Source organism: Bacillus pumilus, from assembly GCF_900186955.1.
GTDB lineage: Bacteria > Bacillota > Bacilli > Bacillales > Bacillaceae > Bacillus > Bacillus pumilus.
In genome coordinates, this window is the sequence record NZ_LT906438.1 from 1,382,049 (window position 1) to 1,397,296 (window position 15,248).

The window sequence follows — 15,248 nt, forward strand, 5'->3', positions numbered from 1 at the left end:
ATGAACAGGAGGTGTTCTTGATTATGACAAGAATTGGTGTAGAACCATCTTTATCCGATGTAGAAGAACTACTGAAGCAAAAAGGGTATGACGTCGTACGTATTCAAAATGAACAGCAAATGGATCAGTGTGACTGCTATGTAGTCACAGGGCTAGATTCAAATGTTCTTGGCATTTCAGACACAACGACAAAGGCATCTGTGATTACCGCGTCTGGTATGACGGCTGATGAAATTTGTCAAGAAGTAGAACAGCGTGTTCAATAAAACAAACAAGAAAAAGAACCGGTAGATTATCATCCCGGTTCTTTTTGCTCTTTTTCTATATCGAGTACTTCTTTCATTTTTTTGCGCAAGATTCGTTCTACCCGCCATTGCTCCATTGTTTCGGTTTTTGCAATGATGCGCAGTACAAGGGAAGAGGATCCGAACGCCTCCACGCCGACAACTTGAGGGCCTTCGATAATTTGAGGAATGTCTTTTCGTACCTCATCACACGCAGCTTGAAGGGCTGTGATCATTTGATCCACATTCTCTTCTGGAGATAGCTCGATATCAACGAGTGCCTGCATAGTCCCTCTTGAATGATTGCTCACGTTCAATATGCTTCGATTTGGAATAAAATGAAGGGTGCCGTCAAAACTTCGAAGCTGCGTGGTTCTAAGTCCAATTTGTTCTACGATCCCTTCAAAGCCAGCAACTGTTATGTATTCTCCCACATCGAATTGTTTCTCTAATAATATAAAGAATCCTGTCACAATATCACTCACTAGTCCTTGAGCGCCAAAACCGATTGCAAGCCCCACAACGCCTGCGCCAGCTAGCAAAGCGGTCGGGTTATAATGAAATAAGTCGAGGATCATGACAACTAAAATAAAAATCAATATGTAGGCGAAAATATTTAGCGTGAGACTTTGCAGCGTCTGAGCTCTTGATAAAGAGACGTCATGCCTTTCAGAGAAAGTGGAATAGGCACGCTTAATCATCTTATTTCCGATGGCTCTGATGATAAAATAAATCACAAAAATAGCGATTAGTTTTAGCAAAATCATACTGCTATTGAGGATAATGGAAACCCAATCTACTTGTTCAAATGCTTTCATGATCTTCAAAACCTTTCTATGTATGCTCTAATAGAGAAGCTAATCATTTGTTCCCTTCTGCAAGACATGTTAAACTTTTGTTAAGTGAAGCAAGAGATTGTGACAAATCGTTAATTAAATTTATTATTAATTAATATTGACTAAAAACCGCTTAAGTATTATAATTGTAATTGTGAAGTTATTAACTAAATGAGAATTTCAACTTTTGATTCTCATTTTATATACAGCTTAGAAGTCTGTATAAAGATATTATTTTTGGAGGGATTTACATATGGCAGAGCGTTTTGTAGGAAAACAAGCTCCACGTTTTGAAATGGAAGCAGTACTTGCTAACAAGGAATTTGGTAAAGTAAGTTTAGAAGAAAACATGAAGAATGACAAATGGACAGTTCTTTTCTTCTATCCGATGGATTTCACATTTGTTTGCCCAACTGAAATTACAGCAATGAGCGATCGTTATGATGAGTTCGAAGATTTAGATGCTGAAATCATTGGTGTATCTACTGATACAATCCATACGCATCTTGCTTGGATCAACACAGACCGTAAAGACAATGGTCTAGGCGAATTGAAATATCCGCTAGCTGCTGACACAAACCACACAGTATCTAGAGAATACGGCGTTTTAATTGAAGAAGAAGGAATTGCACTTCGCGGTCTATTCATTATCAATCCTGAAGGCGAACTTCAATATCAAACAGTATTCCACAACAATATCGGTCGTGATGTAGATGAGACATTACGTGTTCTTCAAGCATTACAAACTGGTGGACTTTGCCCAGCGAACTGGAAGCCTGGTCAAAAAACACTTTAATTGATAGCTGAAGAAACAGGAGGGTCTAACTAATGTTAGACCTTTTTGTTTCGACACATACAATGGATGGAGGCGCTTCATAATGAAATTACGTCAACCAATGCCAGAACTAACTGGTGCAAAAGAATGGTTAAATGGAGAAGTAACAAAAGAAGATCTAATTGGTGACAAACCAACATTGATTCATTTCTGGTCAGTCAGCTGTCATCTTTGTAAAGAGGCAATGCCTCAAGTCAATCAATTCCGTGATGAATACAAGGATCAACTAAACGTGATAGCCGTTCATATGCCGCGATCAGAGGATGACCTAGATCTGGATAAGATCAAGGAAGTTGCGAAAGAGCATGAAATCACGCAGCCAATTTTTGTGGATAGTGATCATAAGTTAACAGAAGCCTTTGAAAATGAATATGTACCAGCATATTATGTATTTGATAAAACAGGTGCTCTGCGCCACTTCCAAGCTGGCGGAAGCGGAATGAAAATGCTTGAGAAACGTGTCAATCGAGTGCTTTCTGAGTCTGAAAAGGCTGCAGAATAGGCTTTCCCCCATAAATGGGGGTTTTTTCATGGACAAAAATAGACGACCTATTGCACGGAATGGACTTCGCCTTCCTAAGAAAAGAGAAATTGGGGGAGTTTATTAAAAAATATTCCTGAAACAAATAGGTCTAAAGACATATTTACATTTTTGTTTTGAAATGAAAATGTAAAGATTTTAACTTTTTACTATTCAGAACGTTTTTGCACAAAAGAAATTTCAGTTTGGTAAATAACGATGTAAATCAAGTAGTATAAGTGTTTATTCAAATTTTTTACAATATTTTAAGGTTTGTCAAAAGCCTTTAGTGGCAATGAAATGGATGCCGATTGTTCCTCTTTGGCAAAATTTTAGTTGAAAATACCTATCTGATAACAAACTGTAAAATGATAAAAAAATAGTTGATAAAATTAGTTTTCTAATCTAATATTTACTATAGAATATTTTTTATATGATGAGGGGGAAATCCATTGTTTAATGAGAGGGAAGCGTTACGATTACGATTGGAACAATTAAACGAAGCAGAAGTAAAGGTCATCCGTGAATATCAAATTGAGCGAGATACGATTTATGCAAAATTAAGAGAATTAGACCGTCATGGAACAGGTCTAGTGTCAGATACAAAAAAAGAAGTGCGTACAGAAAGAAAAACGGATTCACTGCCTGTATTAGCTGAACTGGCTGCACAAGAAATGAGAAGCTACCAGCCGCCTGCACAATCACAATCAAATGCTGTATCAACTTTAGGAACAGGACAGCTAAACGGTGCACCTGTAGGTATTCCTGAAGGATCTACAAGACGCAGAAGAGGCACAGCTCGCCCTGGTTCAAAGGCAGCTAAGCTTCGTGAAGCTGCGATTAAAACGTTAAAGCGTCATAATGCAGCGATTAAAAGCTCTGAACTTCAAAAAGAAATTGAAAAAGAGAGCGGTCTTGAAATTCCAAATATGACAACGTTTATGCAAAGCTTAATTAAAATGTATCCTGAAGTGAAAAAGCCATATCGCGGACAGTATATTTTAGAAGGCGATATTCAAACAGAAGACGAATAAATAAAAAAGAAACTGCTGACGAAAAAAGTCAGCAGTTTTTTTATTGCGAGAATTACTTTTTTTGATCAACAGTATAGACAATTTTTCGTTCCTTTGACAGGTGATCACGCTGTTTTTTAAAGCCATCAATCTTCACTGTCATGATATCTCCATTTTGCTGCACCGCATCGACTTGTGCTTGTAGTGTTTGAACTTGTTCATTCAACTTTTTCAAGATGGGTTCGATTTCTTCCGTTGTTTGCAGGAGGCTGTCTCGAGAGAATGGCTGTGAATTTGTTTGAGCTGACTGGTCAATATCAGCAAAATGAGATGCGATCCATTCCTCACTTTCGGCTAACTGCTTTTGATAGCTTGTGAGCGTTTCATAAAAAATCGCTTCCTTTGCTTTTTCAATTTGCAGTAATTTCTCTTGTGTTTCATAAAAACGCTCCTGCAGGTGTTTTACGCCTTCCTGTAATAGATTGAGCTCTGCGTTTTTATCACCTAATGTTTGCTGCAGTTTCTCAATCACAGCGGATAAAGTATTTCCTTTTTTCTCCTCTTTTGCAAGCCGTTTATCTTGATCTTGCACCCGTTCATTTAATTGTTGAGAGATTTCTTTATATTTGATGACTTTTAAATGCAGCCGGTGTTTTTCTTCCGTTTCTTTCCTTCTATGAAAGGTTTCTTTTTGGAGCATTTCATGAAGAAGGACTATTTTATGTAATAATTCAGATTTGCTGTAGGAAAGATCCTGTATTTTTGAGGCTGCATGATCTTGATCAATGGTCATTTCATCCAATTGTTGCTTTAATTGCGTGTAATCCTTTTTCATCTCGTGATATTCTTGAGTTAACTTCTTGTTTTTAGAATACGTATATGAGGACTGTAAATCAGAGATCATTTGTTGATATTTGGCTGTTTCCGCTTTTAAGTATAAATTCTCTTGAGATAGGTCATGGAATAGGGGAGAAGCATGGCGCCTGTTCATCGATAGACCCTCCTTATTCATGTTACCAATAAAGTATGCGAGATGAGAGTGATTAGAACAACCATATCAAAGGAGGGTGAGTGGATGGACATAGTCAATGTCATTTTAGCTGGAGGAGCATCCAGACGTTTTGGAGAGCCAAAGGCAAGTTATATGTATCAAGGAAAACCACTATATGAGCATGTGAAAAAGCAGCTTTTGAAAGGACAGATGGTCATCATCAGCCATCCATCACTTCTGACCTTTTTTAAAGAAAGAGGTGAACGAGATGTGTGGTTGGATGATGAACAGGTGCGCGGATGCGGGCCGCTTGCCGGCATTTATACAGCGATGCAAAAGCAAGAAGCAGCATGGTATTTAGTGACGGCATGTGACATGCCTTTCGTGCGGAGAGAGACCGCCGAAGCATTATCGTCCTATTGTAGCGAGCACGTAGATGCAATCATCCCGCTTGTTCAGGGCAGATTACAGCCTTTATTTGCACTTTATCACCGCCGCTGTCTGCCGTCCATTGATGCGTGTTTAAAAGAGAATCAATTAGCCATCAAAGAGTTAATTCAAAGGCTTAAGGTGCGTATCGTCTCAGAAGAGGAACTGAACGTAACACCAAATGAATTCCGAAATATCAATAAAAGAAGCGATTTACCTGAAAACGGTATGATATGATACATAAAAAATGGTGAGGAGAGAACAGCATTGAATGATCGATATTCAAGACAAATCTTGTTCCCTCCGGTTGGGGAAAAGGGTCAGCGTGCGCTTGCTGACAGTCATGTTCTAATTGTTGGAGCGGGTGCACTTGGAACGGCCTCTGCGGAAGGGCTTGTCCGGTCTGGGATCGGCACGTTGACGATTGTTGATCGTGATTATGTAGAATTTTCAAATTTACAGCGGCAGCAGCTGTATACAGAACATGACGCAAAGGCACATGTGCCAAAAGCAGCTGCGGCAAAAAAACGTCTCCTAGAGATCAATCATGAAGTGACCATACACGCCCTGATTGAAGATGCAGGGGTTGAGCTGTTAAGACCGTTATTTCACAGCGCAAATATTGTCATTGATGCGACGGATAATTTTGAGACGAGAATGGTCATGAATGATTTATCGCAGGAAACGAAGACGCCGTGGATATATGGTGCTTGTGTGAGCAGCCAGGGGATGTATATGACCATTTTGCCAGATAAAACGCCGTGTTTATCGTGTGTCTTTACAGAACTGCCTGTTGGCGGTTTGACGTGTGATACAGCGGGGATTATTTCTCCAGCAGTTCAGATGGTTTCTGCTTATCAGCAAACAGAGGCGCTAAAGTATTTAACAGGACATGAAGATCAAATCGAACGGAAATTTGTCACATTTGATCTTTGGCAGGCGACATCGTTTAAAATGGATTTGTCTCTTACTAAGCAGAAGGACTGTCCATCTTGCGGCAAAGATAGAACCTATCCTTATTTACACGATCAGCGTAAAAAAACGACGATTCTTTGCGGGCGGGATACAGTCCAAGTTGTATCTAAGGATCTAGCTAATCTATCATTTCAGCATGTGAAAGAGCGGCTGTCATCCATTTGTGAGGTAGAAGTGAATGACTTCTTAATCCATGTCCGCTATGAATCTTATCGTATCGTCTTTTTCAAAGGTGGACGTGCATTAATCCATGGGACAAATGATGAAAAAGCAGCCAATTCATTACTAGCAAAACTGCTAGGGATATAGGAGTGAAGTGTGATGGAAAGACGTCAGCCAATTCCAGTACAAGAAGCCATTCAAAAAGTCCATCAATATGAAAAGCATGGAGAAGCAGAATGGGTGCCTTTAAGAAATAGCCTTGAAAGGTTCATTGCAGAAGATATTTTGGCAGATCATGATGTGCCTGCATTTGATCGGTCCCCGTATGATGGTTTTGCACTTCGGGCAGAAGATACAAAAGAAGCGTCAAGCGAGCATCCGGTTGAATTTGAGGTCATTGATCATATTGGGGCAGGAGTGGTCTCAGCAAAAACCATCGGTCCCTTTCAAGCCATTCGTATCATGACAGGAGGAAAAATCCCGAATGGAGCAAATGTCGTCATCATGCTTGAGCTGACTAAAACCTTTGAAAAAGATGGGAAATCATACATGTCACTTAAAAGACTGCTGAAAAAAGGGGACAATATTTCTCGTCAAGGAGAAGAGGTACTTGAAGGGAATGTGATGCTCAAAAAAGGAACCAAAGTAACTCCGGGCGTTACGGCCTTATTGGCGACATTCGGATATGCGGTAGTTCCAGTTGTCAAAAAGCCAGTGATCGGCATCATCTCAACAGGTACAGAGCTTCTTCAAGTGAGTGATGCAATGGTGGACGGGAAGATTAGAAACAGTAACCTTAGCATGGTTTATGCCCAGATCCTTAAGGCTGGGGGAGAGCCGCTTGATTTAGGCGGTGTGTCCGATGATTTTGACAAAAGCTATCATGCAGTCAAAGCAGCCTTAAGCAAGGTAGACTTCTTAATTACAACAGGCGGAGTTTCAGTAGGTGATTTTGACTTTCTCCCCGCAATTTATGAAAAGCTGGGAGCTCAGGTGCTATTTAATAAAGTGGCCATGAGACCCGGCAGTGTAACGACGGTTGCTGCAATGCCAAATGGTCAACTGCTGTTTGGCCTGTCAGGAAATCCTGCTGCCTGTTTTGTTGGCTTTGAATTATTTGTGAAACCGATGGTCTATAAATGGTCTTTCAAGAAACAGCCGTTCCCCGATTTTGCTGAGGCGAAGCTGACACACGATTTCCCAAAAGCCAATCCGTTTACTCGATTTGTCAGAGCGGCACTTGAGTTCACGGGCAGTCAGCTCAGTGTGACCCCAACAGGTCTCGATATATCAAGTGCCGTGACCTCAATAGCAGAGGCTAACTGTTTCATCGTGCTGCCAGGTGGAACAAGAGGTTTTAAGGCTGGTGATCAGGTGCATGTTCTGCTGTTTCAGCACGAAGGCGAGGGTTCCCCATGCTGGATGACACATTAAGTATATTACAGGTGGTCGGTTATCAAAACAGCGGAAAAACGTCGTTGATTGAAAAGCTCTGTCAGCTGGCTGTACTTGATGAGCTGAAGCTAGGCTGTTTTAAACACCATGGACATGGCGGTAAACCAGATCGTCTTTTGAAAGAAAAAGACACCGATCGATATGTCGGGGCAGGTGCATTTGCCGCTGGCGTAGAAGGAGAGGGTGAATTTCACTTTTCAATGCAGCACATCACGTTAAAGCAATTGCTCAACATGTGTCAGTATCTTCCATTAGACGCGGTCTTGATAGAAGGGTATAAACAGGCGCCATACCGCAAAATCGTTTGTGTGAAGAATGAAGAGGAGCTCATTGATCTTTCAACACTTTCCAATATACAAGCAGCTATTTATTTTTCTCAAGAGTTTCAGTTAGCCAAAAATTACTCTTTTCCAGTGTTTTCAGCCTTTGAAAAGGATGCGAATACATTTTGTTATAACTTATTGAAGGGAGGTGGCTCTATTTGAGTGAACTTTTTAAAATAACAAAAGTGCCGATTGATGTGAATGAATTGATTCAGCATGTGACAAGGCGGAAGGCAGGGGCCATTACGACGTTTATCGGGACGGTCAGAGAGTGGACAAACGGTAAGAAAACGTTGCGTTTAACTTATGAAGCTTACATACCAATGGCTGAAAGTATGCTAAGTCAAATTGGACAAGAAATCAAAAAACGGTGGCCTGATACTGAAGCTGCCATTGTGCACCGGATCGGAACACTTGATATAACGGATATTGCTGTTGCGATAGCCGTTTCATCTCCTCATAGGAAGGCTGCATACGAAGCGAACGAATATGCCATTGAGCGAATTAAGGAAATCGTTCCGATTTGGAAAAAAGAATATTGGGAAGACGGGGAAGCCTGGATAGGTGATCAGCTTGAAACAGTTTCATATCCAGAGGGGAAACCTAGCGAGCTTCAACTTGCAAAGAAAGAAGGTGATCAGCTTGATTAGTGTATTATTGTTCGCCGGCCTTGCTGAGAAGGCCGGTAAACAACAAATCATCATTCAAAAAGATCAAACAACGGTTGATGAGATTAAATTAGAATTACAGGAGGTATATGGTGTTGATGCTGCACAAAATGTGATGGTTGCAGTCAACGAACGATATACGAGGGGAAACGCTGAAGTGTGTAGCGGGGACACTGTTGCATTCATTCCTCCTGTAAGCGGTGGATAATAGATATTAGAGGATTTGGTTATGGCCAGCGGCTGTAACCAATTTTTTATGTGTGAAAAGATTGTAGAGGTATTTGGGTGTGATCTTCGTAAATAAAACATCCCCTTCGTGCTTTAGAAATGTGAGGATCGAGCTGCTGAATCAGATCATACAATTCACTAATTCGTCTCACGTTGAAATCTGTCTGGGCTTGAAGCTGTTCTTTTAATTCTTTTGTGCTCACAATGCTACCCTTTTTCTCTTTAATAATATCTACACATCTGGCAGCGTAGTATATTTTGTCATTAGAGGGTCTGCTTTCTTTCATATCAAGTAATTTGAGCTCATGATAAATCAGTTCTCTTTCCTTTCGAAAGTATTGCCATGCTTCTTGTTCCTTTTCATAAAGTAAAATCAATTGCGTTTTCAATTTTTCTCTTAACATTCACTTGACTCCATTTCCACTATCATTTAACCTACCTCTATTTTACATTATATGAAAAAATAACTTTTGATCAAGTAAAATCATGATATTTTTAATTTTTTAATATGAAAGTATTGTTACTAAAGGCTCATTTGTTCTATAAAAGAAACCAATCGTAGTCCTATAAAGCCGGGATTTGTTGAAATTACTAGGATTATTTTAACAAAAAATTGTTGTGTCTCACGAAGACCATCCAAATTCAAAGGAAAAGGATATTTATTCCGAAAGACATGTGTTTTTTTGATAAAATGTTTTTAGGTCAGTAAAACCTCTATTTTTTGATATGAATATGGTCTGGTCATGGTGTCATTTGGAGGATGTCATTTATGATAATAGAATAATAGATCATTTTTTTCCGCAATGAAAATAAGAAAATCAAATCATCCATCACTTATTGGCAATCTTTTGATAAAATAGAAAGAATAAGAGAGAGCATGTGCGTTTGCATACTTGCATGACATAGAGAGGATGACATTTGATGAAAGAAAATATGCAAAAGCCTACGATCATTGGAGTGAGCACAAGGCCTTCGGAGCACCTGAAAAGAGTATGGGAAAATCCGGTGGTTTGGTGGCCTTTATCCTGCGTACTTTTTTTAACAGTGATTGTGACTTATTTGTCAGAGCTGGTGAATGAAGGAATGTGGGCAGATTTAAGCTTGCCGGTATCGGTCGTTTATGTGGTGACGCTAATTGGTCTACTTCTCGGGCTTGTGGTTAATGCTGCAATATATAAGTTCATCGTTTTTTTAGCAAAGGGTGATGCATCGTTTCAGCAGCTGTTTTCAGCGGTCCTGTTTATTACACCAGTTACGATCGTTGGTACGATTATTTCTCATCTGTCCATCATTCTGTTCCATGTGCCAAAAAACATCACAATCACCTCATTAAATGCACTCATTCAAACGTCTGGTCCATGGCATGCTGTGCTTGCCAATATTGATCTATTTGTGATCTGGAACCTTGTTTTAACAGGCTTTTTATTGATGAAAGTAGGCCATATATCGCCAAGAATCGCTTGGACCATTATAGGAGTCTTTTATCTCTTATCTATCATTTTTCAATATGTAGGAACTGCAATCACCATATCAGTAAGCTGGGGGTAGAATGTCTTTATGAGAAAGAAAATCATCATCGGATCCATTTTTATTATTGTTATCGGTCTATTTATTGGCTTTAACATTGCGAAAAATCAATCAAAGCCTGCTTCGACAGCAGCTATTAAAACAGTAAAACCTACGCAAAAAGAAATCACCACTACGGTCATGACGCCAGGGACACTTTCATTCTCTGAAGAGCAGTTCATTTATGCAGAAGAGGAAAAGGGACATTTGAAGGGGGTTTCTGTGAAAGAAGGAGAAAAGGTAAAGCCTGGAACGCCGCTTCTTACATATGAAAATAGGGAGCTGGAACTTGAAGAAGAGCAGCAAGCTCTTGCGGCTGAATCCAGTACGTTAAAACGCGAACAATTACAAAATAGATTGAGCGAATTAGATAAAAAACAAGGAGGCGACTCCGCTGCCAATCCTAAAACCGAGCGAGACCAGCTTGAACTAGAGCTGAAAGCGGCTGAATTAGAACAAAAACAAGCAGAGATCAGCCAAGAAAAAGTAAAAACACAAATAGAAGATTTAATCGTACATAGTAAAATTGCCGGTACAGTCATTTCCATTGAGCAAGAAGAAGGGGCAGGAAAGCCGGAAGAAAGGCAGCCGATCATTCATATTGGCAATGAGAAAAAAATGATTGTGCGAGGATTGATTTCTGAATATGACGCCATAAAAGTGAAAAAGAAACAAAAAGTAAAGATAACGTCTGATGTCATTCGCGGAAAGAGCTGGCAAGGGGTCGTGAAAAAAGTGGGGGTTGTACCTGCTCAGGCAGCATCCGAAACAACTGCAGGTGATCAAACGGTGCAATATCCAGTTGAAATCGAAATAAAAGGAAAAAAACCTGAAGCAAAACCTGGTTTTAAAATGATCATGGAAATTGAAACAGATAAGCGTCAAGCCCTAACGATTCCTGAATCAGCTGTAAAAAAAGAGGATGATGGACAATACGTTTATGTTGTCAAAAAGAATGTACTTAAAAAAGTAAAAGTAGAGCTAGGGGAAACGTCAGGTCATGATCTTGAAGTGACAAAAGGTGTCATAGCAGAGGATCAAATCATTTCTCATCCATCAGATGACATGTATGACGGAATGGAAGTGAATGCTGAATGATTCAGCTTTCAAACGTGACAAAAAGCTACGAGGTTGCCGAGGAATCATTTGATGTATTAAGTGAGGTCGATCTTGTCATCGAAAAAGGCGAGTATATGTCCATTATGGGCCCGTCCGGCTCTGGAAAATCGACGTTAATGAATATCATTGGCTGTTTAGACCGGCCAACTACAGGACAATATCATTTTCAAGGAAGAGAGCTGTCAGCAGCAAAGGATCAAGACCTCGCAGTGATTCGAAATCAATTCATTGGATTTGTCTTTCAGCAATTTCATCTGCTGCCGAGGTTAAATGCGAGGCGTAATGTTGAGCTTCCGATGATTTACGCTGGTATCAGTCAAAAGGAAAGAAAAGAACGTGCAGAGATGGCACTTGAAAAGGTTGGTTTGGCAGACCGAATGAAACATATGCCAAGTGAGTTGTCGGGAGGGCAAAAGCAAAGAGTGGCTATAGCCCGTGCAATTGTCAATAAGCCGCAGCTTATCTTAGCAGATGAACCGACAGGCGCTCTTGACTCAAAAACAAGCTTCTCAATCATGGAACAGTTTACTAAGCTGAATGAGGAAGGGACAACGATTGTGCTTGTCACCCATGAAGAAGAAATAGCTGCATATACAAATCGGACGGTCGTTGTAAGAGATGGCCGACTCGTTGAAGATAGATTGACACAAGGGGACGCTATGAATGAAACTCTTTGAAAATATCAAAATAGCGATGAATTCTGTTTTAGCTCATAAATTACGTTCTATTTTAACGATGCTTGGGATTATTATTGGTGTTGGATCAGTCATTGCGGTCGTGGCTATCGGTCAAGGCGGCGAGCAAATGCTAAAAGGGTCAATTTCGGGTCCAAACAATACAGTTGATATGACGTATACGCCGTCTGACGAAGAGTTAAATGCAAATCCCAACGCTTTATTCGATGCCACATTTACTGAGGAAGACATAAAAAGTATTAAGACAATCAATGGGGTGAATCAGGTTGCCTCTTCGACTGCGCAAGGAATGCAGCTGAGATTTCAAGATACAACAGTGGATGCGACAGTTAACGGTATAAATGAAGGGTATACGAATGTACATTCATTACAAATAGCAGAAGGGCAGAATTTAAGAGATATTGACTTTAAAAGCGGCAGAAGAGCCGCCCTCATCTCTGAAGGCTTACAAAAAGAATTATTTAATGGACAGAAGGCATTGGGCGAAATGATTTGGATGAACGGACAGCCGGTTGAAGTCATCGGTGTTTTAGCCAAACAAAAAGGGATGCTCTCATTCGATATGAATGAAATATATGTCCCTTTTGCAATGCTCACCTCCACATTTGGGATCAATGAATACGATAAGTTGTCAATTCAAGTCGCACATGCTGATCAAATGAAGGAAGTAGGAAAGAGTGCGGCTGCATTATTAAATGAAAATCATCATACAGAAGATGCTTATGAAATGATCAACATGGAAGAAATCGCAGAAGGCATTGGTCAAATCACGTCTGTTATGACCACAATCATTGGCTCAATAGCTGGAATTTCTTTACTTGTCGGCGGTATCGGCGTGATGAATATCATGCTTGTTTCTGTGACAGAGAGGACAAGGGAAATCGGTATTCGAAAAGCGATTGGAGCAACGAGGGCTCAAATACTCGTTCAATTTTTAATTGAGTCTGTCGTCTTAACCTTGATCGGCGGGTTGATGGGGATTGCACTAGGTATAGGCGGTGCCTCGTTAGTATCACTCATTGCCGGCTGGCCGTCCTTAGTATCTTGGCAAATCATCTGTGTAGGTGTGCTGTTTAGTATGTTTATTGGGATTGTTTTTGGGTTAATTCCTGCGAATAAAGCAGCAAGACTAGATCCGATTGATTCTCTTAGATATGAATAATTTCGAGAAGAACAAAAGTATACAAACAGTGTGAATTCCGCTGTAATCAAACATCAAAAGCTTTTATGCACATCGCATAAAAGCTTTTTTTAGTTCTATTGAATGAAATGAAAAATGATAGAAATGCTAAGATCATGACTTTCATCTTAATGTCACATATTTTTCAGTTTACAAATGGTACATATAAAGGTAAGATGACCATTGTGAAAGATTTTGATAGTTATTGAATGTATTTGATTGTTTTGTATTGATAATGTTGAAAAAAGCGATTACAATAAAGGTGCGCACAAAATGAATACGTTTTCAAAAGGGGGTGTTTTCATGTTAACACCGGAAAGACATCAACTCATTATCGACTGTTTAGAAGAAAATGATGTCATCAAAATACAGGACTTAACGATTATGACGGATGCGTCTGAATCTACTATTAGAAGAGATTTATCAGCCCTTGAAGAAAAAGGATTTCTTAAAAGAGTTCATGGGGGAGCAGCCAAGATATCAAGTATCCGTCTTGAACCAGATGTATTTGAGAAATCTGCCAAAAACCTTCAAGAAAAGTCATTGGTTGCAGAGGCAGCTGCTTCACTTTTAAAACAAGGCGATTGTATTTATTTAGACGCTGGTACGACCACACAGCAAATGATTGAATATATCGATCCAGAACAAGATATTGTTGTGGTGACAAACGGTGTTATGCACATTGAAGCACTCATGAGAAAAGGCATTTCTTTTTACCTGATAGGCGGATCAGTGAAACATCGAACAGGAGCCATGGTGGGAGCCGCAGCTTTGACGGCGATGGAAAATTACCGTTTTGACAAAAGCTTTGTTGGGACGAACGGCATTCATCCCGAGGCAGGGTTTACAACACCTGATCCAGAGGAAGCGCTCATGAAAAAAAGGGCCATGAAGCAGGCGAAAAAAACCTATATCTTAACAGATGCCTCTAAATTTGGCGAAATATCGTTTTCAACCTTTGCTAGTTTACAGGAAGCCACCATTATCACAAACGACGCAAAAGAGGATTCATTCGATAATTACCATGAAAAAACGGTTATAAAGGTAGTGAAAACATGATTTATACAGTTACTTTAAACCCATCAGTTGATTACATCGTACACGTGGAGGATTTCGCAGTCGGCGGTTTGAATCGTTCAACCTATGACAAAAAATATCCGGGCGGAAAAGGGATCAATGTCTCAAGGCTTTTAAAACGTCACGGTGTTGAATCAAAAGCGCTTGGATTTATAGGCGGATTTACAGGCAAATATATTCAAGACTTTTTACAAAACGAACAATTACAAACAGCCTTTCACGAGGTGTCAGAAGATACAAGAATCAATGTGAAGCTAAAAACAGGTGAAGAAACCGAAATCAACGGACTCGGCCCATCAATTACTGAAGCGCAATTTGAGTCGTTTCTGTCTCAATTTACCTCATTGATTGAAGGAGATGTCGTTGTGTTAGCTGGCAGCATTCCTTCTTCGTTGCCTCATAACACATATGAACGTATTGCTGAAGTGTGCGAAAAGCAAGGCGTTAGAGTTGTTCTTGATATTTCCGGGGAAGCCCTTAAAAAAGCAGCAGGCTTGAAACCGTTCTTAATGAAGCCAAACCATCATGAACTAGGTGAAATGTTTGAGACGAGCATCTCTACTGCAGAAGAAGCCATTCCTTATGGGAAGAAGCTGTTAGAACAAGGTGCTGAACATGTCATCGTATCCATGGCTGGAGATGGCGCTCTCTTATTCAGTAAGGAAGGGATTTATCAGTCCAATGTTCCAAAGGGTACGCTTGTTAATTCGGTTGGTGCAGGGGATTCAGTCGTTGCAGGATTTTTAGCCGGCGTTTCGAAAGGCCTTTCGATTGAAGAATCATTTAAGCTTGGCGTCACATCAGGCAGTGCTACAGCATTTTCTGAGGAGCTTGGGACAAAAGAACTTGTCGACACACTATTACCACAAGTAAAAGTCACACGCATTTAAAG

The 15,248-nt window shown here is 40.1% G+C and carries 19 protein-coding genes; 16 read left to right on the forward strand and 3 right to left on the reverse strand.

The genetic code is table 11. The features are described 5' to 3' along the window. The first annotated feature begins 23 nt into the window (after positions 1–23). A complete protein-coding gene (locus tag CKW02_RS06935; RefSeq protein WP_003211408.1) occupies positions 24–266 on the forward strand; it encodes a YkuS family protein in 243 nt (80 codons plus the stop codon). A 29-nt stretch (positions 267–295) separates the two neighbouring features. Here the strand turns inward: CKW02_RS06935 and CKW02_RS06940 are convergent, their stop codons facing one another. Further along, positions 296–1,102, reverse strand: a complete 807-nt coding sequence (locus CKW02_RS06940) for a mechanosensitive ion channel family protein (RefSeq protein WP_003211570.1) — start codon at positions 1,100–1,102, stop codon at positions 296–298. A 271-nt stretch (positions 1,103–1,373) separates the two neighbouring features. Here CKW02_RS06940 and ahpA point away from each other — a divergent pair, with 271 nt between their 5' ends. The 3 genes from ahpA to rok all read left to right on the forward strand — a co-directional run bounded on the left by ahpA (position 1,374) and on the right by rok (position 3,509). Further along, positions 1,374–1,916 carry a biofilm-specific peroxidase AhpA gene (gene ahpA / locus CKW02_RS06945; protein WP_003211758.1) on the forward strand — a complete coding sequence of 181 codons (543 nt, stop codon included), beginning with the start codon at positions 1,374–1,376 and terminating at the stop codon, positions 1,914–1,916. An 82-nt stretch (positions 1,917–1,998) separates the two neighbouring features. Continuing rightward, entirely contained in the window at positions 1,999–2,457 is a 459-nt protein-coding gene (locus CKW02_RS06950; protein WP_003211884.1) for a TlpA family protein disulfide reductase, read from the forward strand. A gap of 470 nt (positions 2,458–2,927) precedes the next feature. Beyond that, positions 2,928–3,509 carry a transcriptional regulator Rok gene (rok, locus tag CKW02_RS06955; RefSeq protein WP_003210851.1) on the forward strand — a complete coding sequence of 194 codons (582 nt, stop codon included), beginning with the start codon at positions 2,928–2,930 and terminating at the stop codon, positions 3,507–3,509. A 52-nt stretch (positions 3,510–3,561) separates the two neighbouring features. Here the strand turns inward: rok and CKW02_RS06960 are convergent, their stop codons facing one another. Next, the gene (locus tag CKW02_RS06960) at positions 3,562–4,479 is read right to left on the reverse strand and encodes a coiled-coil domain-containing protein (RefSeq protein WP_003210894.1); all 918 of its coding nucleotides are present in this window, start codon (positions 4,477–4,479) and stop codon (positions 3,562–3,564) included. An 84-nt stretch (positions 4,480–4,563) separates the two neighbouring features. Here CKW02_RS06960 and CKW02_RS06965 point away from each other — a divergent pair, with 84 nt between their 5' ends. The 6 genes from CKW02_RS06965 to moaD are packed head-to-tail and all read left to right on the forward strand — an operon-like array spanning position 4,564 to position 8,699. Next, on the forward strand, positions 4,564–5,145 hold the full coding sequence (locus CKW02_RS06965) for a molybdenum cofactor guanylyltransferase (protein WP_003210960.1): 582 nt from the start codon (positions 4,564–4,566) through the stop codon (positions 5,143–5,145). Positions 5,146–5,175: 30 nt separating this feature from the next. Then, on the forward strand, positions 5,176–6,192 hold the full coding sequence (locus tag CKW02_RS06970) for a thiazole biosynthesis adenylyltransferase ThiF (protein WP_003211141.1): 1,017 nt from the start codon (positions 5,176–5,178) through the stop codon (positions 6,190–6,192). 9 nt (positions 6,193–6,201) lie between these two features. Then, complete coding sequence (locus CKW02_RS06975) at positions 6,202–7,479, forward strand: molybdopterin molybdotransferase MoeA (RefSeq protein ID WP_034619942.1); 1,278 nt, start codon at positions 6,202–6,204, stop codon at positions 7,477–7,479. After that, positions 7,461–7,985, forward strand: coding sequence for a molybdopterin-guanine dinucleotide biosynthesis protein B (gene mobB, locus CKW02_RS06980; RefSeq protein ID WP_003211651.1), 525 nt, complete (start codon positions 7,461–7,463; stop codon positions 7,983–7,985). The genes CKW02_RS06975 and mobB overlap by 19 nt, the downstream gene beginning before the upstream one ends. After that, a complete protein-coding gene (locus tag CKW02_RS06985) occupies positions 7,982–8,473 on the forward strand; it encodes a molybdenum cofactor biosynthesis protein MoaE (RefSeq protein WP_003211104.1) in 492 nt (163 codons plus the stop codon). The genes mobB and CKW02_RS06985 overlap by 4 nt, the downstream gene beginning before the upstream one ends. Next, entirely contained in the window at positions 8,466–8,699 is a 234-nt protein-coding gene (moaD, locus tag CKW02_RS06990) for a molybdopterin converting factor subunit 1 (protein ID WP_003210852.1), read from the forward strand. The genes CKW02_RS06985 and moaD overlap by 8 nt, the downstream gene beginning before the upstream one ends. A 46-nt stretch (positions 8,700–8,745) precedes the next feature. Here the strand turns inward: moaD and CKW02_RS06995 are convergent, their stop codons facing one another. Next, on the reverse strand, positions 8,746–9,123 hold the full coding sequence (locus CKW02_RS06995; RefSeq protein WP_003211488.1) for a Rok-like winged helix domain-containing protein: 378 nt from the start codon (positions 9,121–9,123) through the stop codon (positions 8,746–8,748). 517 nt (positions 9,124–9,640) lie between these two features. On the opposite strand from CKW02_RS06995, the gene yknW reads away from it, so the two are divergent. From yknW to pfkB, 6 genes are all read left to right on the forward strand, one after another. After that, complete coding sequence (gene yknW / locus CKW02_RS07000) at positions 9,641–10,267, forward strand: YknW family membrane protein (RefSeq protein ID WP_003211611.1); 627 nt, start codon at positions 9,641–9,643, stop codon at positions 10,265–10,267. Positions 10,268–10,276: 9 nt separating this feature from the next. Beyond that, on the forward strand, positions 10,277–11,383 hold the full coding sequence (locus CKW02_RS07005; RefSeq protein WP_003210779.1) for an efflux RND transporter periplasmic adaptor subunit: 1,107 nt from the start codon (positions 10,277–10,279) through the stop codon (positions 11,381–11,383). Further along, positions 11,380–12,081, forward strand: a complete 702-nt coding sequence (locus CKW02_RS07010) for an ABC transporter ATP-binding protein (protein WP_003212013.1) — start codon at positions 11,380–11,382, stop codon at positions 12,079–12,081. The genes CKW02_RS07005 and CKW02_RS07010 overlap by 4 nt, the downstream gene beginning before the upstream one ends. Next, positions 12,068–13,261 carry an ABC transporter permease gene (locus CKW02_RS07015; RefSeq protein WP_003211414.1) on the forward strand — a complete coding sequence of 398 codons (1,194 nt, stop codon included), beginning with the start codon at positions 12,068–12,070 and terminating at the stop codon, positions 13,259–13,261. Before CKW02_RS07010 ends, CKW02_RS07015 begins: the two co-directional genes overlap by 14 nt. A gap of 321 nt (positions 13,262–13,582) precedes the next feature. Then, positions 13,583–14,338, forward strand: coding sequence for a DeoR/GlpR family DNA-binding transcription regulator (locus CKW02_RS07020; protein ID WP_003211999.1), 756 nt, complete (start codon positions 13,583–13,585; stop codon positions 14,336–14,338). Beyond that, positions 14,335–15,246: a 1-phosphofructokinase gene (gene pfkB / locus CKW02_RS07025; protein WP_003211041.1), complete on the forward strand. Its 912-nt coding sequence runs from the start codon at positions 14,335–14,337 to the stop codon at positions 15,244–15,246. The genes CKW02_RS07020 and pfkB overlap by 4 nt, the downstream gene beginning before the upstream one ends. The last annotated feature ends 2 nt before the right edge of the window (positions 15,247–15,248 follow it).